Here is a 17,177-nt window from a genome sequence, read left to right on the forward strand (position 1 = left end):
TCAGGGGCACAGCTCCAGCGGGAAACCCGTCCAACGCAGCTCCGGCGGCAGGTGCCCGAGGTCGTTCAGCACCGATAGCGAGGCTGCTCTCCCGGGCGTGTACCGGATGACCGTCAGCCCGGCGTTGGCCGCGCCCACGCTCAACCACCGCCAGGGCGGGGCCTCCATGGCGGCACACACCAGCCATCCCACCAGGTAAGCGTGGGTGATGACCACCTCGCGCCGTTCCGAATCGCCCTCCGCGGGACCGGTGAGCCGCTCCAACGCCCGCCGACCCAGCTCGGGGGAGCGCTCATCGGCGGGGACCCGGTCCAGGAACTCCAGGATCCCGTCGGCCTCGGCGGGCGGGAGTTCGTGGCGCTCGGGCATGTGGGGCGCGTAGTCCCCGGCCTCAGGAAGTGCCATGGGCGGGACCCCCTCCAGTCGGTCCGAGACCAGGCGTGCTGTCTGGGCCGTGCGAGGCAGAGGGCCGTGCCACAGGGCGTGCGGGGCGTACTCGCGCAGACGGATACCGAGGAGGGCGGCCTGGCGGCGGCCCCGGGCGGTCAAGGAGCCGGTGGCCGGATCGGCCTCGCCGTGGCGGGCGAGGTACAGGCGGCGGGTACTGGGCACGGGACTCCTTCGGCGTATCGGTGACGGACACCCGCTCCGATACCGCGCCCACGGCGGCGGTTCGCGCTGTCTCGGGCGCCTGAGGGGCAGGTGTGCCTTCTCAGCAGTGGCCGCCCAGGTTCATGCAGGTGAGAGGGGCGGTCGCCGACATTGGTGGCCCGGGCGCGTGAAAACCGGTGCTCTGGCGGGTAGGGCCGCCAACGTGGCAGGGGCCCGTTTCAGACGGGTCCGGCACGTGAGCACCACGCGAGGGGGATGTCATGGTCGACACACTCACCGGCCGCAGGGTGGCCATTCTGGCCGCCGACGGGGTCGAACAGGTGGAGCTGGTCCAGCCGCGCCGGGCACTGATCGAAGCCGGGGCCACCGTGGACCTGGTCTCACTGCACGGGGGCGAGATCCAGGCCATGAACGGCGACATCGAACCGGCCGACCGCTTCGCGGTGGACCGGGAAGTAGCCAAGGTCGCCGTCGACGACTACGACGCGCTGATAATCCCCGGCGGCACCATCAACCCCGACAACCTGCGGTCCGACCCCGAAGCGGTGCGGTTCGCACGCGACTTCGTGGCCCGCGGGAAACCCGTCGCGGCGATCTGCCACGGTCCGTGGCTGCTGGTGGAGGCCGACGTGGTGCGCGGACGCACTCTGACCTCCTACCCCAGCATCCGCACCGACGTGCGCAACGCCGGGGGAACGGTGGTGGAAGAGGAGGTCGTCACCGACCACGGGGTCACCACCAGCCGCAACCCGGACGACCTGCCCGCGTTCTGTGCGCGCATCGTGCGGGAGTTCGCCGCCTGAGTCGTCCCTGGCCCGGACATGACTCCAGCCGGGCCAGGGGCCCATCCGGCGACGAGGACCGGGTGGGCACGAGGAGGCCCCGGGTGAAGGCCGGACCGGGGCCGTGAAGACTTTCCCCAACGTCTGGGCGGGCCAACGAACAGTGCGGGGTCGCGGACACGTGTCCGCGACCCCGCTACTCGTGGCTTTCCGTGTTGCCTACTCCGACTCGGGTTCGTCAGGGTGGCGGCGCAGGTGGACGATGGCTGCGATGAGCCCGCCCCAGAGCAGGACGATGGAGAAGACCATCATGACAATGGCGCTGGTGGACATCAGCGATCCCCTTCCGTGTCGGCGGCCTGGTCGATGTGGCCTGTGGGCGTGACCTTGTTGGGCTCGTCCAGCTCGTTCGGCTCGTCACCGCTGTACCCGGTGGCGCCGCGCTCGGCGTCGCGGCGGGCGATGGCGTCGGCCCGCTTCCAGGGGAAGCAGGCGATGACGATGCCGATGACGATCGCGCCGATGGCCAGACCCCAACCCGCGACCAGCAGGAAGCTGGTCGGGTAACCCTCGTAGTTCTCCATGAGCTCGGTGCGCAGGCTGTCCCACATCATGAAGCCCAGCAGGACGGGGGTAATGCCGCCCAGGGCGACCTTCCACCACCAGTCCAGCCGGACCGAGGAGACGGAACTGGCGTGCTTCTCGAACAGGGGCAGTTTCCGCAGGACCCAGGCGAACACGACGATCAACACGAGGCCGGCCAGTGCGATGCCGTACTGGTTGATGAAGCGGTCGAAGGTGTCGAGGATGTACAGGCCCTCGGGGGTCGGGAAGAGCAGGATCGAGGCGAGCGCGGTGGCACCGCCCACCAGCAGGACGGTCTGCACGCGGCCCAGCCCAGTGCGGTCCTGCACCGCAGAGATGATCACCTGGACGATGCTGATCAGCGAGGTGATTCCTGCGATGACCAGGGATCCGAAGAACAGTACCCCGAAGAGCGCTCCGCCCAGCGGCAGGGTGGAGATGATCTGCGGGAAAGCGACGAAGGCCAGACCGATGCCGTCGGTGGCGACCTCGTCCACCGCGGTGCCCGCTGCGGCGGCCATGAAGCCAAGAGCGGCGAAGACACCGATACCGGCCAGGATCTCGAAGGAGCTGTTGGCGAAGCCCGCGACCATCGCCGAGCCGGTCAGGTTGGCCTTACGGCGCAGGTAGGAGGCGTAGGTGACCATGATGCCGAAGCCGATGGACAGGGAGAAGAAAATCTGTCCGTATGCGGCGATCCACACCCCGCCGTCGAGCATGGCGCCCCAATCCGGCGTGAACAGGGCGTCCAAGCCTGCCGCGGCACCGTCCAGCGTGAGTGCCTGGATGACCAGCAGGACGAAGAGAACCACCAGCAGGGGGATGAAGATCTTGTTGGCTTTCTCGATGCCCTGGCGGATGCCCAGGGCCAGCACGATGAGGACGACCGCCCAGACCGCGATCAGCGGCCAGGCCACACCTGAGACGAATCCGGAGACCATGCCGGGCTCGTCGCTGACCTGGAGGAAGTCGTTGAAGAAGAAGCCGTCCGGGTCGTCTCCCCACTGCTGGCCGATGGAGAACCAGGTGTAGCGCACACCCCAGGCCACGATCACCGCGTAGTAGATCGCGATGACGAAGCAGATCGCCACCTGCCACCAACCGATGGCCTCGGCCGGGCGGGAGATGCGTCGGTAGGAGAGCGGCGCCGAGGACCGGTACCGGTGCCCGATGGTGTACTCGAGGATGAGTAGCGGGATACCCGCGCTCAGTAGGGCGATGAGGTAGGGGACCAGGAAGGCCCCGCCTCCGTTGTCATAGGCGACGTAGGGGAATCGCCAGATATTGCCCAGTCCGATGGCCGATCCGATCGCGGCCATCAGGAATCCCGCGCGCGTCCCCCACTGCTCGCGAGGCTGTTGCCCCATGTTCAGGTCTCCTAAATCATCCCGTATTTCGCGATCCGCACGCTAGCAGGAACGAGACCCTTAGGCATCGTTGGGCCTGGTAGGGGAGTCGGATGTCGCCTCAGTGCGGGCTTTTGGGGCAGATTTGTCTAGGGATTCCGCGAGGGGCGAAATAGTCAAGCGGGACTTACCGCACCCCTTCAGCTTCGCTGGCGCCGCGTGTGGCGGCCCGTGCGCGGGAGATGTTCCGGGCGGGCCGCGCCCCGACCGGGGATGGCCGGGGTGGGTGGAGCGTCTGGCGATGCTGAACCCGGCCGGGGCCGGCCGCCGGTGGTGGGACAATGCGGCCCATGTCCGTTCGAGAACTCGTGGTCCTGGGGACCTCCAGCGCGGTACCCACCCCTCGGCGCAACCACAACGGGTACTTCCTGCGCTGGGGCGACCAGGGTGTGCTGTTCGACCCGGGTGAGGGGACGCAGCGGCAGATGCGGTTGGCCGGGTTGGCCGCCACCGACATCACCCGGATCTGCGTGACGCACTTTCACGGCGACCACAGTCTGGGACTGCCCGGCACGATCCAGCGCATCGCCCGCGACGGGGTACCGCACACCGTGCGGGTGGCCTACCCGGGCGCGGGTGAGGAGTACTGGCAGCGGCTCCGGTACGCCACGTCCTTCCGCGACACCGATGTCCTCGTGCCCCAGCCCGTAGGCGGGTCGGGCAGCTGCCTGGTGGGGGAGGGCGAGCCCTTCACCGTCACGGCGCTTCCACTGCGGCACTCGGTACCCGCCTACGGGTATCGGCTGGTGGAACCCGACGGGTGGCGCATGCTGCCCGAACGCCTGGAGCACTTCGGGGTGCGCGGCCCGGACATCTCCCGGCTCCAGCGCCAGAGGGCGCTGGAGCTGTCGGGCGGACGGGTGGTGGAGCTGGCCGACTGCGCGGTGCCCAGGCCCGGGCAGGTGTTCGCCTTCGTTATGGACACCGGGGTGTGCGCGCAGGCCGTGGAGCTGGCTCAGGGCGCGGACATGCTGGTCATCGAGTCGACCTACCTGGACTCCGAAGAGGGGCTGGCCGGGGACTACGGGCACCTGACCGCGCGGCAGGCCGGGCGGATCGCGGCCCAGGCAGGTGTTCGGCTGCTGGTACTGACCCACCTTTCGGAGCGCTATACCGAGGACGAGGACGCGCGCTTCGTGGAACAGGCGCGCGCGGAGTTCGACGGTGACGTGGTGCTGGCCGCCGACCTGGAGCGCATCCCGCTGCCCGTACGACGCTGACCGGGAGAAGCGGCGTTCGTAGGTGGGTCAGCGGCGGTCCAGCGACGCGCGGACGTCGGCAGGGGCCGGGTCGGTCGCCGAGGTCGTGACGGGGGTGGTGGGCACCGCGGTCTGGGTGATGAAGGCGCCCGTCACGATGACCACGGCACCGATGATCTGCATGGGGGTGAGTGCCTCGCCCAGCAGGAGCCAGGCGAGCACGATCGCGGTCACCACCTCCAGGTAGGCCACCCCGCCGGCGATCTGCGGGGACAGCCGCTTGATCGCCGAGACCCCGGTGAAGTAGGCGATGGCGGTGCACACCAGGCCCAGCCACAGCGCGATCGACCAGCCTGGCAGGGCGAGCCCGCCCAGGTCGAGCGGTTCGGCGAGCAGGCCCCAGGGCAGCGTCCACGGTTGGGCGAGCACACCCAGCAGGACGGTGGCGACCAGGGATCCGAAGGCGATCACGGCCAGGGGATCGGCGTCGTCGCCCATGGCATCGCCCAGCAGGAAGAACGCGGCCTGGGCTGCGGCCGCCCCCAGTGCCAGGCCCACCCCGATCGCGTCCAGGCGCATTCCCGCCCAGACTTCCAGCAGGAGCCCGAGCCCGGCCACGGCCAGGACCACGCCGACCACGGCCGCGGGGGAGACCTTGTTGCGGCGCACCACCCGCACCCAGAGCAGGACCAGGACCGGGCCGAGGAATTCCAGCAGGAGAGCGATGCCCACGGGGATGCGCGCAATCGCGGCAAAGTACAGGGCCTGCACACCGGCCATGGGGAAGACGCCGTAGGCCAGGACCAGGAGGGGTCTGCGTTGGACGACCCGCCAGTGCCGGATCGCTACCGGGAGCAGGATCAGCGCGGCACCGGCCACGCGGAGCCAGGTGACGTGCAGCGAATCCATCCCCGCGTCCAGCAGGGGGCGGGCGAAGACCCCCGAACCGCCGAAGGCCAGTGCGGAGGCGAGCGCGAAGGCCAGTCCTGAGGGGCGGTGGCGGGTGGTGTGCGCGGACACGGAACGCTCCAGGGGGCAGTGGTGGGGAGATGGGACCTGCTCGAGCATACGGTCGCGCCCCGGATCCGTGCAGGCGGATTTGTGCCCCCTTGTTCGGCCGGGGCACTTGTGTCCGGCGCAGGGTTCCGTGCGCCCGGTGGCCGGTCAGCCCTCGGGGGCCAGGTCCAGCTGGGCCCAGGCTACGTCGTGCCAGCCGCCGTGCTTGCGGCCCACGCCCCGCATGATGCCCACGTCCTCGAACCCCAGCGCCCGGTGCAGGGCCAGGCTGGGGTCGTTGGGCAGGGTCATGCAGGCGACGGCGGTACGCATGCCGCGCTCGGCCAGGCGGGGCAGCAGCTCCTCGTACAGGGCCCGGCCCGCGCCGAGGCCGCGCCGTTCCCGGTCCAGGTAGACGCTGACCTCGCAGGTTGCTTGGTAGGCTGCGCGGCTGCGGAAGGTGCTGCCGTAGGCGTAGCCGATGACGCCCTCCCTGTCCTCCAAGACGATCCACGCGTGCTCGCGCTGGGCCACGGCGATGCGTTCGGCCATCTCCGACGCCGTGGGCGGGGTGAACTCGAAGGTGATGCAGGTGTCGGTGACGTAGGGCGCGTAGATCGCCGCGCAGGCCGCCGCGTCGGCGGCGGTGGCGTCGCGGGCTCTGGCTTGTGTCAGCAGGGAGCTCATAGGCCATTATGGTAAGCGAACTTGTCTACTATGGTGAACGCATGAGCGACGAACTGGGGACCGCCCTCGCCGTGACCCTCCAGAAACTGCGCCGGAACAAGGGCCTGAGCGGAGCCGGACTGGCCGAGCTCTCGGGTGTCTCCCGGGCCATGATCAGCCGGATCGAGAACGGTGACGCCCAACCCACCGCCTCCCTGCTGGGCCGCCTGTCCGGCGCGCTGGGCATCACCCTGTCCGAACTCATCGCCCGGGCCGAGCAGGGCGACCGGCGGCTGGCCCGCCTCGACGAGCAGCCCACCTGGACCGACCCCGAGACCGGGTACCGGCGCCGTGCCGTCTCGCCCAGCTCCGGTGGACCCATCGAACTGGTCGAGGTGGAGCTACCCCCTGGTGCGCGGATGGACTACCCGGCCGAGTCCTACAGCTTCACCCACCACCAGATCTGGGTACTGGAGGGCACGCTCGCCTTCCACGAGGGTACGGTCGAGCACACCCTGGACCGCGGCGACTGCCTCCAACTGGGCCCACCTGTTCCCTGCGCGTACCGCAATCCCACCGGCCTGCCCTGTCGCTACCTGGTGGCTGTCACCCGCCGGGGTTAGGCGAACAGGCCTGGACCTGGTCGGGGACCCGGCTGAGGGCCGGTGGAGAGCCGTGCTCGGTCAGTGGGGCGAGGGCCCGGTCGCGGATTCGGAGCGCACGTGCGCGCGCACCCCTTGCAGGCCGAACAGGACGAGCAGCTCGACCCCGCCGCCGTCGGCACTGCCCAACCAGTGCGGCAGGGAGGTATCGAACTCGGCCGCCTCACCCGGTGGCAACGTCAAGTCGCGCTCGCCGACCACAAGCCTCAGGCGACCGTTGAGCACGTACAGCCATTCGAAGCCTTCGTGCGTCTTCGGGGAGGGCTCGAGCGGTTCCGTCCGAGCGGGGATGATCATCTTGAACGCCTGTGTCCCGCCCGGCCTCCTGGACAGCGGAACGAAAACCATCCCGAACCGCCGGATCGGCTTCAGGTGGATCCGGGGGTCGCCCGTGCGCGGGGCGCCGACGAGGTCGTCCAATGGGACGCCGTAGGTACGGGCCAGAGGCAGCAGCAACTCCAGGGTCGCCCGGCGCTGACCGCTCTCCAACCGGGACAGGGTGCTCTCCGACACCCCGGTCGTCACCGCGAGGTCGGCGAGGGTGATGCCGCGGTCGCGCCGCAGCGCACGCAGCCGCGCCCCCACCACATCGAGCACGTCTTCCGTTTCGTGGTCCACGTGGCCATCTTGCCATAACCGCAAGATTTCGTGCCAGATCGTAGGCGCCGCGGCGATACTGAGCTCCTTCGGACAGAAGGAGCCTCATGGACACCACAGACGCGGTCACATTCTGGGAAGACCTCTACACAGCCCGAACCGCGGCCACCGAACCTCGGCCGAACGACCGGCTTACTGAGACAGTCACCGACTTGCCGACCGGCTACGCGTTGGACCTCGGATGCGGCGATGGCGGCGACGCGCTGTGGCTCGCCCACCGCGGGTGGAACGTCACCGCGGTCGACATCTCAGCCCTGGCGGTCAGCCGGCTCGCCGACCTGGCCCGCTCACGCGGTCTGGGCGACCTGGTCACCGCCGAACGGCATGACCTGCACGAGTCCTTCCCGCGGGGCCGGTTCGACCTGGTCTGTGCGCACTACCTCCACATCCCCTTCGACCTGGACCGGGTGACCGTCCTGCGCGGGGCCGTCCACGCGCTGCGTGAAGGCGGGCTGCTGCTGGTCGTCGACCACGGCTCAGCCGCGCCGTGGTCGTGGGACCAGGATTCCGGTGCCCGGTACCCGAGCCCGCAGGAGGTCGCCGCGGGCCTTGATCTGGACCCGGCGACGTGGACGGTCGAGCGGGCCGACGCACCCCGCCGGATCGCGACCGGCCCTGGCGGGCGCACCGCCGAGGTCACCGACCACGTCCTGCTCATCCGCCGCACCGTCTGACCCGGCGCCAAGAGCGCCCCGTGAAGGAGACTGCCATGCCTGCCACGTCCCGCCCCAGCCGCCGCGGTGACACCCCGCCGCCCCGGACCGGGAACAGCGAGGCCGAGGTTCTGCGCGGGTTCCTCGACTACCTGCGGACCTCGATCGCCGCGAAGGTCGACGGTGCCCCCGAACCGCACGTCCTGACAGCAGGAGTGCTGTCGGGAACGAACCTGCTCGGTCTGCTCAACCACCTGACCTTCGTCGAGCGCGCGATGTTCCTCGGGGACGCTGCCATCGAATGGCCGGCGACGTTCCAGGCCGCGCCGACGGACAGCGTGGCCGATGTCGTCGCCCGCTACCGGGATGCGGTCGAGCGCGCGAACCGGGTTCTCGACGAGTGCACCGACCCGGGCGCACCGGTTCCCCGGCCGCATTCGGGACGCCCCGCCCCCAGCGTGCGCTGGGCACTCGCCCACATGATCGAGGAGACCGGCCGCCATGCCGGACACGCCGACATCCTCCGCGAGCAGATCGACGGCGCCACCGGGCGCTGACTCCGCTACTTCTTCCGCGAAGGAACACATGTTCGCCGCACCACAGCCGTCCCCGGGCAGCTTTCTTCGATCCGCGTGGGCGACGGTGACCGCCATGCTCACCTTCCCGCTCCTGACCGCGCAGGGGCAACTCGACCCGGTCCACGCCAGCGTGGACACACGCATGGAGGACTTCGTGCGCGCGGTGGGTGTGCCGGGCACGGGGCACTGGCTCGTCGAGGAGATCCCCGGGTTCGTCACCGCGGAGTTGCTCGAATTCCTCGATGGCTGATCCGCCCCCCGTGAGCGGCGCGGGGGACCCCGCTGCCCGACCGGTTGGGGCGTGCGGGGCCCTTCGCCGTTGACCGTGGTGTTCGTGGAACAGTGGGGAGGAGTCCCGACACGAGGATTGCTGAGGAGAACACCATGCGCGCAGTCAGTTTCGCCGAGTACGGTGCCCCGTCCGCACTGCGGGTCGTGGAGGCCGACATACCCGAACCCGCCCCCGACCAGGTTCGGGTCAAGGTGCGTGCCGCCGGGGTCAACCCGATCGACGCCAAGCTGCGTTCGGGGGAGATGGCCGAGGTGATGCCGCTCAGTTTGCCGCACGTGCTGGGTTCTGAGGTGGCGGGTGTGGTGGACGCCGTCGGTGCCGGTGTCACCGGTGTGGCCGTGGGTGATGCGGTGGTTGGCTGGTCGGCCACCGGGGGATACGCCGAATACGCGCTGCTGTCGGTGTACGCGCCCAAGCCGGAGGGGCTGGACTGGGCGGAGGCGGCGGCCCTGCCGGTTCCGGGTGAGGCCGCCCTGCGGTGCTTGCGCGTCCTGGACCCGAAGGAGGGGGAGACCCTGCTGGTGAACGGCGCCTCGGGCAGCGTGGGGTCCGTCGCTACCCAGATCGCGCTCGGACAGGGCATCACCGTGGTGGGCGTGGCCGGGGAACGCAACCAGGAACGGGTCCGGGCTTTGGGTGCGGTGGCCACCACGTACGAAGACGGCCTGGTGGAGCGGGTCCGCGAGCTCGCGCCTCAGGGGGTGGACGCGGTCCTGGATTCGGCCGGCAACGGGACCCTTCCGGCGCTGGTCGCGCTGCGCGGGGGTGTGGACCGCGTGGTCACGGTCGCCGACTCCGCTGCCTTCGATCTGGGGGTTCCCTTCTTGTCTGGGGGAGCCGACGACCAGACCCCTCAGGTGCTGGCCACGCTGCTGGAGGCCGCGGCCGAGGGGCGGATCCGGCTTCCTGTGGTCCGCCGGTTCGGTTTGGACGAGGCCGAGGACGCGCACCTGGCCCAGGGCCTGGGCAAGGCCGTGCTGGAGCCCTGACCTCCGGAGCGGGCCGGGGGAGGAGGCAGCGTGGTCCGGGACACCGGTGGGCGGACGGTCAAGCGGTGAGGGCCTCGATGAAGACGGGGCGCTGCTCGATGAGCCAGTCTCGGCGTCGGTCCCAGCGCGCCCAACCGCCCAGCCGCTCGAAGTCGCGGACGAACAGGGGGTTGCCGTCCTCGACCATCCCCCGGACGAACTCCCGGGAGACCTCGTTGTACTGCTGGACTGTTTCCGGCAGGGCCAAGCGGTCGTGGTGGGAGAACCCGTAGGCGTCGGCCATCAGGCGCAGGCGGCGGGGCGCGTCGAGACCGGCGAAAACGGTACCGGCGGCAGATTCCGGGTCCAGGGTCGGCCCCATGTAGAAGGCCAGCGCCGCCACGTCCCACAGCGGGCGCCCCGGTGCGGCGAGGTCGAAGTCGATCAGGGCCACGGCCGCGCCTTTCCGGAAGACCAGGTTCTCCAGGCAGGGGTCGTTGTGGCACAGCAGGGGGCCGCCTTCGGGGTCGCTCAGTGCGGTGGGCCAGTGCGCGCCGGGGTCGAAGCGGACGCGGGCGGCCACGTCGTGGTAGCGGCGCATGAGCCTGGCGCTCTCGGTCACCACCCGGTCCTCCACAGCCCATGCGGGGAAGGGAGGCACGGCCACGTCGCCCTCGACGAAGGTGAGTTCCTCGCGTCCGTCCGCGTGCAGGGCCAGCGGTCGGGGCGCCCCGTCGAACCCCGCTGCGGTCAGGGCCGCCAGGAATCCCTGCAGGGCGGGGGCGTGGTCCGGGGCGTTGCGCACGACCCGGTCGCCGCGGCGCACGACGGAGTTCATCATGCCGCCGCTGAGCGGGTGGTCGTTCTCCGTGTCTTCCCTGTTCACACCGATTCTGCTCTCTTGGAAGGCCCGGGACACCGCGGAGGGAGCGGTGCCGTTACGGAAGTACCAACCTACGGCCGAGGGTCCGGGCGCGGAAGGAGGGCGGGCTGGGGGCTCGCAGTCACGCGCGTGCCTGCCTTCCCGTACCTGCGAACCTGCCAGGGTATGTTGACATCGAGGTAATACACTGGAAACACGATGGGTGGGTACGACCCTTATGGGACCCATGGGACCGGTGTCCATCAATCACCCGTAAACGACCGAGGTTCCCCGCACAACGGCGTGCAGGGTGCCCGTTCCAGCAGTGAGAAGGGAACGCACTCGCATGCCAACTTCCAATGGCGCCCGGGATGCTTACCACCCGGGGGTCCGCAGTGCCTACGAGCACGTTGCGAATCGTAACCCCGACGAGCCCGAGTTCCAGCAGGCCGTACTGGAGGTCCTCGACAGCCTCTCGCCCGCCCTGACCCGCTACCCCCAGTACGCCGACGAGCGCGTCCTGGAACGCCTCTGTGAGCCCGAACGGCAGATCATCTTCCGAGTACCGTGGCGCGACGACGAGGGGAAAATCCACGTCAACCGCGGTTTCCGGGTGGAGTTCAACAGCGCGCTCGGCCCGTACAAGGGCGGTCTGCGCTTCCACCCCAGCGTCAACCTCGGTGTGGTCAAGTTCCTGGGATTCGAGCAGATCTTCAAGAACGCCCTCACCGGCATGGGCATCGGCGGCGGCAAGGGCGGCAGCGACTTCGACCCCAAGGGTCGCTCGGCCACCGAGATCGAGCGCTTCTGCCAGTCCTTCATGACCGAGCTGCACCGCCACCTGGGCGAGTACACCGACATCCCCGCGGGTGACATCGGTGTGGGCACCCGCGAGATCGGCTACATGTTCGGGCAGTACCGGCGGCTGAGCAACCGCTGGGAGGCCGGTGTCATCACCGGCAAGGGCCTGGACTGGGGTGGTTCGGCGGTCCGTACCGAGGCCACGGGGTACGGAACGGTGCTGTTCACCGAGCGGATGCTGGAGCGCAACGGACGCGACCTCACCGGGATGCGCGTGGTGGTCTCGGGTTCGGGCAATGTCGCGATCTACGCGGTGGAGAAGGCCCAGCAGCTGGGCGCCACCGTGGTCGCCTGCTCGGACTCGGCCGGCTACGTGGTGGACGACCAGGGCCTGGACCTGGACCTGCTCAAGCAGGTCAAGGAGGTCGAGCGCGCGCGGATCAGCACCTACGCCGACCGGCGCAAGGGCGCCCACTACGTCGAGGGCGGCAACGTCTGGGACGTGCCGTGTGAGGTGGCGCTGCCGTCGGCCACCCAGAACGAGCTGGACGAGAGCGCCGCCAAGACGCTGGTGGGCAACGGTGTGGTCGCGGTGGCCGAAGGCGCCAACATGCCCACCACGCCCGAGGCGGTCCAGCTGTTCCGCGAGGCCGGGGTGCTGTTCGGCCCGGGCAAGGCCGCCAACGCCGGTGGTGTGGCCACCAGCGTGCTGGAGATGCGCCAGAACGCGCGCCGCACCTCATGGTCCTTCGAGCACGCCGAGTCGGAGCTGGCCGAGACGATGGCCGGGATCCACGACCGCTGCGAGGAGGCCGCCGCGCGGCACGGCGCCAAGGGCGACTACGTCCTGGGCGCCAACGTGGCCGGGTTCGAGATGGTGGCGGACGCGATGCTGGCCCAGGGCCTCATCTAGTTTCCCCCACGCGGTTCCCGCACGTTGAGGGCCCATTCGCCGTTCGGGGCGAATGGGCCCTCCGTAGGTCCGGGCGGTGCGCGGCCCCGGTGGGGAGCAGCGCACGCCACCGGTCAGGGGCGGCGGCCCGCCAGCACGCAGAACTCGTTGCCCTCCGGGTCGGCCAGGACGACCCAACTCACCTCGCCCTGGTCCACGTCGGCCTGCCGAGCGCCCAGGTCGAGCAGGCGACGGACCTCCTCGTCCTGCTCCCGGTCGGTCGCGTTGACGTCGATGTGGAGCCTGTTCTTGACGGTCTTTCCCTCGGGCACGCGGGCAAAGGTCAACGTCGGCGGCACCGGGCCGGGGCGGTTCCCGCCCTCGGGTACCTCGGGGGAGCCGATGGTGACATCCCCGTCTGCTTCCTCCTGCACCTCGTAGCCGAGGACCGAACACCAGAACCGCGCCAGTGCGACGGGATCGGCGCAGTCGACCGCGAGCTCGGTGAATTTACTGGCCATGGCGGGACCTTCCGGGCGGGGACTCAGTTCACCACTGGTGGTGGACCTGCGGGCGGATGAGCTCATCGTAGATCTCGCGGACCTGTGTGTGGGTCTTGGCGTCCAACGGGGGCAGCTGCGCGGCGGCGGCGTTGCCGCGGGCCTGGTCGGCGTTGCGGGCACCGGGGATGACCACGCTCACCCCGGACTGGTCCAGGATCCAGCGCAGCGCGAACTGGCTCATGGTGACACCTTCGGGGACCAGCGGACGCAGGCGCTCGACCGCCTCAAGGCCGGTCTCGTAGTCGACCCCGGAGAAGGTCTCACCCTTGTCGAAGGCCGCACCCTGGCGGTTGAAGTTGCGGTGGTCGTCCTCCCCGAAGCTGCTGCGCGCGCTGAACTTCCCCGACAGCAGACCGCTGGCCAGGGGAACCCGCGCGATGACGCCCACCCCGGCCGCCTTGGCCGCGGGCAGTACGCCCTCCAGGGGCTTGTGGCGGAACGCGTTGAGGATGATCTGCACGGAGGCGACGTTGGGCCGGGCGATGGCGGCCAAGGCCTGCTCACAGGTCTCCACAGAGACGCCGTAGGCGCGCATGCGCCCTTCCTCGACCATGGCGTCGAGGTCGTCGAAGACGGCGTCGGTGTCGATGACCGCCGAAGGCGGGCAGTGCAACTGGACGAGGTCGACGGTGTCCACGCCCAGGTTGCGGCGGGAGTCGTCGTTCCAGGCACGGAAGTTGCCCGGGTTGTAGTGGGCGGGCTCCTGGGCCATGCGGCGGCCCATCTTCGTGGCCACGGTCAGGTGGGGGTGGTCCTTGAGCAGCTGCCCGACGAGTCGTTCGCTGCGGCCGTCACCGTAGACGTCGGCGGTGTCGACGAAGGTGACGCCCTCTTCCACGGCCGTGTTGAGGGCGGCCATGGCGTCGGATTCGCTGACCTCACCCCAGGCGGAGCCGATTTGCCAGGCGCCGAAGCCAACGACGCCCACGTTGGCGACAGAACCGAGTTCGCGTGTGTTCATGCTTGCGATCCTATGGCCTCCGGGACCGCTCCCAGGCAGGGCTTTGGGCCCTGGGCCCGGCCCTGCTCGTTTGCGCTCTGGCCCGGACGGTGACCGATAGGTGTTCGCCGGGTATTCGGGGAGTCGGGACATGCGTTGACCCGGGGGTCGGCAGGATCTAGTGTCGCGGCCTATGACCGATCCGCGGGTCGACCCCGCCTTCATCGCCGACGAGCGCACCATGCTCACCAACTGGCTGAACTGGCACCGCCAGACCCTGGAGGTCAAGTGCCAACGGCTGTCCGACGAGCAGCTGCGTGAGCGCTCCGTCCCGCCCTCACCGATGTCCCTGCTCGGCCTGGTACGGCACATGACCGACGTGGAACACATCTGGTTCCGCGTCGTCATCGAGGGTGATGACACCCCGCCTCCGATCACGACGCCCGACAACCCGGACGGCGCCTTCCTCGACGTCGACCGGGCCTGCCCGGAGGAGGCGTTCACTCTGTGGCAGGCCGAGACCGCCCACGCCCGCGAGGTGTCCGCGAGGCTGCCGCTGGACGCGATCGGCAAGAAGCAGCGCCACGGCCAGGACTGCTCACACCGCTGGGTCCTGGTGCACATGATCGAGGAGTACGCCCGCCACAACGGGCACGCCGACCTCATCCGCGAGCGCATCGACGGCACCACGGGCGAGTGACCCGGCCCGCGCCCACGCGTGCCCGATCCCAGTGGCGACCAGAACGGGACTGGGCCGGAACCGGGGGCGCCCGGCGAGCGTCTGGAAGGGGTGCGGGTCGCCCCGGCCCGGACTTCCCTGAGGCTCTTACCCGGAGAACGATGTCCCTGATCCCCCTGCGCAACCCCGACGTCCAGTGGCCGGTACATGTGGGCGCGATCCCCGCGAGGGCGGCCTCTTTTCGCCCCCGCACCGAGACCGCCCGGCTTGCCGACGCACCGGCCGCGGCGCTGCACGGGCCCGGCGGCGTAGGCAAGACCCAGACCGCCGCGGCCCTGGCACGCCCGCTGGTGGACGGCTCCCAGCCAGGCACATCCTTGCTCGTGTGGGCCGACGCCGGCCACCCGGGCGGGAATCGTCCACGCCTACAGCCAGGCTGCCTACCGGCTCTTCCACCGGGCCCCGCGCGAGCCCGAACCCGCGGCCGAGCTGTTCCTGGACTGGTTGAACCACCACGCTGAGGAGTCGCGGATGCGGTGGGCGGTGTTCTGGGACGGGGTGGACGATGTGGCAGCCGTTCACGATCTGCTGCCCCCGCTGGGTCAACCGGGTGGACGCTGGGTGGGTACCGGCCAGGACCTGGCCCTGCAAGGGGTGGCGGGCCGACGGAACACGCACACGCTGGGGGAGTTCTCCTCGCCCGAGGCGGTCGGGTACCTCCGGGACGCTCTGGAGGAACAAGGGCTTTTCGACGACCCCTATCAGGCCGGGGAGCTGGCCCAGGTTCTGAACGGTCACCCCCAGAGCTTGGGGCTGGCCGCAGCCACCATGGTCGAACGACGGGTGGGGTGCGGCCGCTTCCGTGCGCTCTTGGAGGAGCGCACCGCCCAGATGGAGCAGGAAACCTCTCGGCGGAGCGGCGGGGCCGCGGTGGCCGTCTGGGAACTGGCCGTGGACACCGCCGACACCGTGTGTCGTCCGCCGTGGGTGCCCGGCGCCCTGCTGGACCTGTGGTCCCACGTCGCGCCCACAGCGATCCCGCGCTCGCTGGGCACCACGAGCCGGGCGCTGAGCCACCTGGGCGAGCGGGCACGTCAAAGGGCGAGGGAGAACGGCCCGCTGCCCGGCCAGGAGGGGCCCCGGGGAGAGCAGAGCGAAGAATCCATAGCCCGCCGCCTGCAGGAGGTGTCAGCCCTGGTGAGTGACCTCGGTGCGCTGGGCACAGCCGGGACAGCGGCACGCCTGGACTCGGCGCAGGAGTCCAGCGACAACCCGCTCCACCACGCGTTCAAGGTCACACCCGCACAGGTCGATGAGGCGTGCGCCGTACTGTCCAGGTTGGGTCTGGTCGTGCCGGCGCGGCAACCAGCGGAGTGGGCGGACGGCGCGGCCACGGTCCACGGGATCCACCCCGACCTGCAGCGCATGGCCCGCGAACGCGCTGACACCGCCATCACCCTCGAAGGCGCCATGATGCTGCTGCTCGAGATCGACGGCCTGCACTCCCCGATCGCCGATGATGCCCTCGCCTTTCCGGCCTACGACAGCGCCTACCGCTACCAGGTGCGCCGTCACCAGGACACCTTCGCCGGGCGCACATTGCAGGGCAGGGTGCTGCGGGACTGGTTGGCGGAGTCGAACACGGACGTGCTGGCGTTCTCGACCCTCTATCTGGGGGCGGTGGGGCACAAGGCTGAGGCGCTGAGGCACAGCGAAGCCCGAGTCGAACAGGCCCGCCTCCACGACCGCGAAAACGACTTCGGGACGCGCTTGGCCGTGTTCACCTTGGCCGACCTCTGCGCCCGGACCGGCGATGCGCGCCGCGCCGCGGATCTGGGGCGGCAGCTGCGACAGCTTTGGACACGTGAACCCTCCGACCTCTTCCACCGCGCCCATTTCGCCACGTGGGCGGGTGAGGCCGGCGACCCCGCCGGGGCGCTGCGCGAACTACGCGAGCTGGACGCGCAGTACCGGGCACGGATCGCGGAAGACCCGCACGAGGCCCACCCCCAGTACGCGATGTTCCTGCACATCCAACTGGCCCACTGGCGGGGCGAAGTCGAAGGCGCCGCAGTGGCCGTGCGCGAGCTGAGCGACATCGAAAGGCGGCACCGGAACCTGAAGAGCGGTGGAAGGAACCGGCTGCTCGACACCGTGACCCAATTCCGGATCGAGACGCGCACTCGCCTGGCGCACTGGCAGGCCCGGGCAGGAGACCGCACCGGGTCGGCACTCACCTGGGAGGCGCTCATCCCTGAGTTGGTGCGGTTCTACGGCCCCGCACACGAGGAGACCCTCCTGGTCCGCCAAGCCCTGGAACACCTCCGGGAACGGAACACGCGAGGGTGACCTGAGGGTGGACTCGGGGACGGACCACGAGCCCG

The 17,177-nt window shown here is 70.1% G+C and carries 19 protein-coding genes; 10 read left to right on the forward strand and 9 right to left on the reverse strand.

What is annotated here, in order from left to right; all coding sequences use genetic code 11:
• On the reverse strand, positions 1-612 hold the full coding sequence (locus ACYVDG_RS24645; protein WP_460758199.1) for a histidine phosphatase family protein: 612 nt from the start codon (positions 610-612) through the stop codon (positions 1-3).
• 260 nt (positions 613-872) lie between these two features.
• On the opposite strand from ACYVDG_RS24645, the gene ACYVDG_RS24650 reads away from it, so the two are divergent.
• Positions 873-1,415 (forward strand): type 1 glutamine amidotransferase domain-containing protein, encoded by a 543-nt coding sequence (locus ACYVDG_RS24650; RefSeq protein ID WP_460758202.1) that lies wholly within the window; start codon positions 873-875, stop codon positions 1,413-1,415.
• Between the two features lie 198 nt (positions 1,416-1,613).
• On the opposite strand, the gene ACYVDG_RS24655 is transcribed toward ACYVDG_RS24650, so the two are convergent.
• Positions 1,614-1,727, reverse strand: coding sequence for a methionine/alanine import family NSS transporter small subunit (locus ACYVDG_RS24655; RefSeq protein WP_460758206.1), 114 nt, complete (start codon positions 1,725-1,727; stop codon positions 1,614-1,616).
• The gene (locus tag ACYVDG_RS24660) at positions 1,727-3,346 is read right to left on the reverse strand and encodes a sodium-dependent transporter (RefSeq protein WP_460758210.1); all 1,620 of its coding nucleotides are present in this window, start codon (positions 3,344-3,346) and stop codon (positions 1,727-1,729) included. Before ACYVDG_RS24660 ends, ACYVDG_RS24655 begins: the two co-directional genes overlap by 1 nt.
• A gap of 329 nt (positions 3,347-3,675) precedes the next feature.
• On the opposite strand from ACYVDG_RS24660, the gene ACYVDG_RS24665 reads away from it, so the two are divergent.
• Positions 3,676-4,605, forward strand: coding sequence for a ribonuclease Z (locus tag ACYVDG_RS24665; protein ID WP_460758213.1), 930 nt, complete (start codon positions 3,676-3,678; stop codon positions 4,603-4,605).
• A gap of 27 nt (positions 4,606-4,632) precedes the next feature.
• Here ACYVDG_RS24665 and ACYVDG_RS24670 read toward each other — a convergent pair whose 3' ends face one another.
• The gene (locus tag ACYVDG_RS24670; protein WP_460758218.1) at positions 4,633-5,604 is read right to left on the reverse strand and encodes an EamA family transporter; all 972 of its coding nucleotides are present in this window, start codon (positions 5,602-5,604) and stop codon (positions 4,633-4,635) included.
• A gap of 144 nt (positions 5,605-5,748) precedes the next feature.
• Positions 5,749-6,267, reverse strand: a complete 519-nt coding sequence (locus tag ACYVDG_RS24675) for a GNAT family N-acetyltransferase (protein WP_460758220.1) — start codon at positions 6,265-6,267, stop codon at positions 5,749-5,751.
• Positions 6,268-6,308: 41 nt separating this feature from the next.
• Between ACYVDG_RS24675 and ACYVDG_RS24680 the strand changes: the two genes are divergently transcribed.
• The gene (locus tag ACYVDG_RS24680) at positions 6,309-6,869 is read left to right on the forward strand and encodes a helix-turn-helix domain-containing protein (protein ID WP_460758223.1); all 561 of its coding nucleotides are present in this window, start codon (positions 6,309-6,311) and stop codon (positions 6,867-6,869) included.
• A 60-nt stretch (positions 6,870-6,929) separates the two neighbouring features.
• Here the strand turns inward: ACYVDG_RS24680 and ACYVDG_RS24685 are convergent, their stop codons facing one another.
• Positions 6,930-7,526, reverse strand: a complete 597-nt coding sequence (locus ACYVDG_RS24685; RefSeq protein ID WP_460758226.1) for a helix-turn-helix domain-containing protein — start codon at positions 7,524-7,526, stop codon at positions 6,930-6,932.
• Positions 7,527-7,612: 86 nt separating this feature from the next.
• On the opposite strand from ACYVDG_RS24685, the gene ACYVDG_RS24690 reads away from it, so the two are divergent.
• The 4 genes from ACYVDG_RS24690 (at position 7,613) to ACYVDG_RS24705 (ending at position 10,077) form a co-directional block, all read left to right on the forward strand.
• On the forward strand, positions 7,613-8,239 hold the full coding sequence (locus ACYVDG_RS24690; RefSeq protein ID WP_460758230.1) for a class I SAM-dependent methyltransferase: 627 nt from the start codon (positions 7,613-7,615) through the stop codon (positions 8,237-8,239).
• A gap of 35 nt (positions 8,240-8,274) precedes the next feature.
• Positions 8,275-8,775 (forward strand): DinB family protein, encoded by a 501-nt coding sequence (locus tag ACYVDG_RS24695; protein WP_460758234.1) that lies wholly within the window; start codon positions 8,275-8,277, stop codon positions 8,773-8,775.
• Between the two features lie 28 nt (positions 8,776-8,803).
• Entirely contained in the window at positions 8,804-9,046 is a 243-nt protein-coding gene (locus tag ACYVDG_RS24700) for a hypothetical protein (protein ID WP_460758238.1), read from the forward strand.
• A 134-nt stretch (positions 9,047-9,180) separates the two neighbouring features.
• Positions 9,181-10,077: an NADP-dependent oxidoreductase gene (locus tag ACYVDG_RS24705; protein ID WP_460758242.1), complete on the forward strand. Its 897-nt coding sequence runs from the start codon at positions 9,181-9,183 to the stop codon at positions 10,075-10,077.
• A gap of 58 nt (positions 10,078-10,135) precedes the next feature.
• On the opposite strand, the gene ACYVDG_RS24710 is transcribed toward ACYVDG_RS24705, so the two are convergent.
• Positions 10,136-10,897: a phosphotransferase gene (locus ACYVDG_RS24710; protein WP_460758321.1), complete on the reverse strand. Its 762-nt coding sequence runs from the start codon at positions 10,895-10,897 to the stop codon at positions 10,136-10,138.
• 367 nt (positions 10,898-11,264) lie between these two features.
• Here ACYVDG_RS24710 and gdhA point away from each other — a divergent pair, with 367 nt between their 5' ends.
• A complete protein-coding gene (gdhA, locus tag ACYVDG_RS24715) occupies positions 11,265-12,632 on the forward strand; it encodes an NADP-specific glutamate dehydrogenase (RefSeq protein ID WP_460758246.1) in 1,368 nt (455 codons plus the stop codon).
• 113 nt (positions 12,633-12,745) lie between these two features.
• Here the strand turns inward: gdhA and ACYVDG_RS24720 are convergent, their stop codons facing one another.
• Together ACYVDG_RS24720 and ACYVDG_RS24725 are read right to left on the reverse strand one after the other, a co-directional pair.
• The gene (locus ACYVDG_RS24720) at positions 12,746-13,132 is read right to left on the reverse strand and encodes a VOC family protein (RefSeq protein ID WP_460758250.1); all 387 of its coding nucleotides are present in this window, start codon (positions 13,130-13,132) and stop codon (positions 12,746-12,748) included.
• Positions 13,133-13,160: 28 nt separating this feature from the next.
• On the reverse strand, positions 13,161-14,135 hold the full coding sequence (locus ACYVDG_RS24725; protein WP_460758254.1) for an aldo/keto reductase: 975 nt from the start codon (positions 14,133-14,135) through the stop codon (positions 13,161-13,163).
• Between the two features lie 172 nt (positions 14,136-14,307).
• Between ACYVDG_RS24725 and ACYVDG_RS24730 the strand changes: the two genes are divergently transcribed.
• Positions 14,308-14,814, forward strand: a complete 507-nt coding sequence (locus ACYVDG_RS24730; protein ID WP_460758258.1) for a DinB family protein — start codon at positions 14,308-14,310, stop codon at positions 14,812-14,814.
• A 510-nt stretch (positions 14,815-15,324) separates the two neighbouring features.
• Complete coding sequence (locus ACYVDG_RS24735) at positions 15,325-17,142, forward strand: hypothetical protein (protein ID WP_460758261.1); 1,818 nt, start codon at positions 15,325-15,327, stop codon at positions 17,140-17,142.
• Positions 17,143-17,177: the final 35 nt, after the last annotated feature.

The sequence above is a fragment of the Nocardiopsis oceani genome, assembly GCF_054777395.1.

Coding starts and splice junctions, on each gene's coding strand:
- ACYVDG_RS24735 (WP_460758261.1), top strand. CDS start 15,325: ATGCGGTGGGCGGTGTTCTGGGACGGGGTGGACGATGTGGCAGCCGTT.
- ACYVDG_RS24730 (WP_460758258.1), top strand. CDS start 14,308: ATGACCGATCCGCGGGTCGACCCCGCCTTCATCGCCGACGAGCGCACC.
- gdhA (WP_460758246.1), top strand. CDS start 11,265: ATGCCAACTTCCAATGGCGCCCGGGATGCTTACCACCCGGGGGTCCGC.
- ACYVDG_RS24655 (WP_460758206.1), bottom strand. CDS start 1,727: ATGTCCACCAGCGCCATTGTCATGATGGTCTTCTCCATCGTCCTGCTC.
- ACYVDG_RS24660 (WP_460758210.1), bottom strand. CDS start 3,346: ATGGGGCAACAGCCTCGCGAGCAGTGGGGGACGCGCGCGGGATTCCTG.
- ACYVDG_RS24725 (WP_460758254.1), bottom strand. CDS start 14,135: ATGAACACACGCGAACTCGGTTCTGTCGCCAACGTGGGCGTCGTTGGC.
- ACYVDG_RS24665 (WP_460758213.1), top strand. CDS start 3,676: ATGTCCGTTCGAGAACTCGTGGTCCTGGGGACCTCCAGCGCGGTACCC.
- ACYVDG_RS24650 (WP_460758202.1), top strand. CDS start 873: ATGGTCGACACACTCACCGGCCGCAGGGTGGCCATTCTGGCCGCCGAC.
- ACYVDG_RS24680 (WP_460758223.1), top strand. CDS start 6,309: ATGAGCGACGAACTGGGGACCGCCCTCGCCGTGACCCTCCAGAAACTG.
- ACYVDG_RS24700 (WP_460758238.1), top strand. CDS start 8,804: ATGTTCGCCGCACCACAGCCGTCCCCGGGCAGCTTTCTTCGATCCGCG.
- ACYVDG_RS24690 (WP_460758230.1), top strand. CDS start 7,613: ATGGACACCACAGACGCGGTCACATTCTGGGAAGACCTCTACACAGCC.
- ACYVDG_RS24695 (WP_460758234.1), top strand. CDS start 8,275: ATGCCTGCCACGTCCCGCCCCAGCCGCCGCGGTGACACCCCGCCGCCC.
- ACYVDG_RS24675 (WP_460758220.1), bottom strand. CDS start 6,267: ATGAGCTCCCTGCTGACACAAGCCAGAGCCCGCGACGCCACCGCCGCC.
- ACYVDG_RS24720 (WP_460758250.1), bottom strand. CDS start 13,132: ATGGCCAGTAAATTCACCGAGCTCGCGGTCGACTGCGCCGATCCCGTC.
- ACYVDG_RS24705 (WP_460758242.1), top strand. CDS start 9,181: ATGCGCGCAGTCAGTTTCGCCGAGTACGGTGCCCCGTCCGCACTGCGG.
- ACYVDG_RS24710 (WP_460758321.1), bottom strand. CDS start 10,897: ATGATGAACTCCGTCGTGCGCCGCGGCGACCGGGTCGTGCGCAACGCC.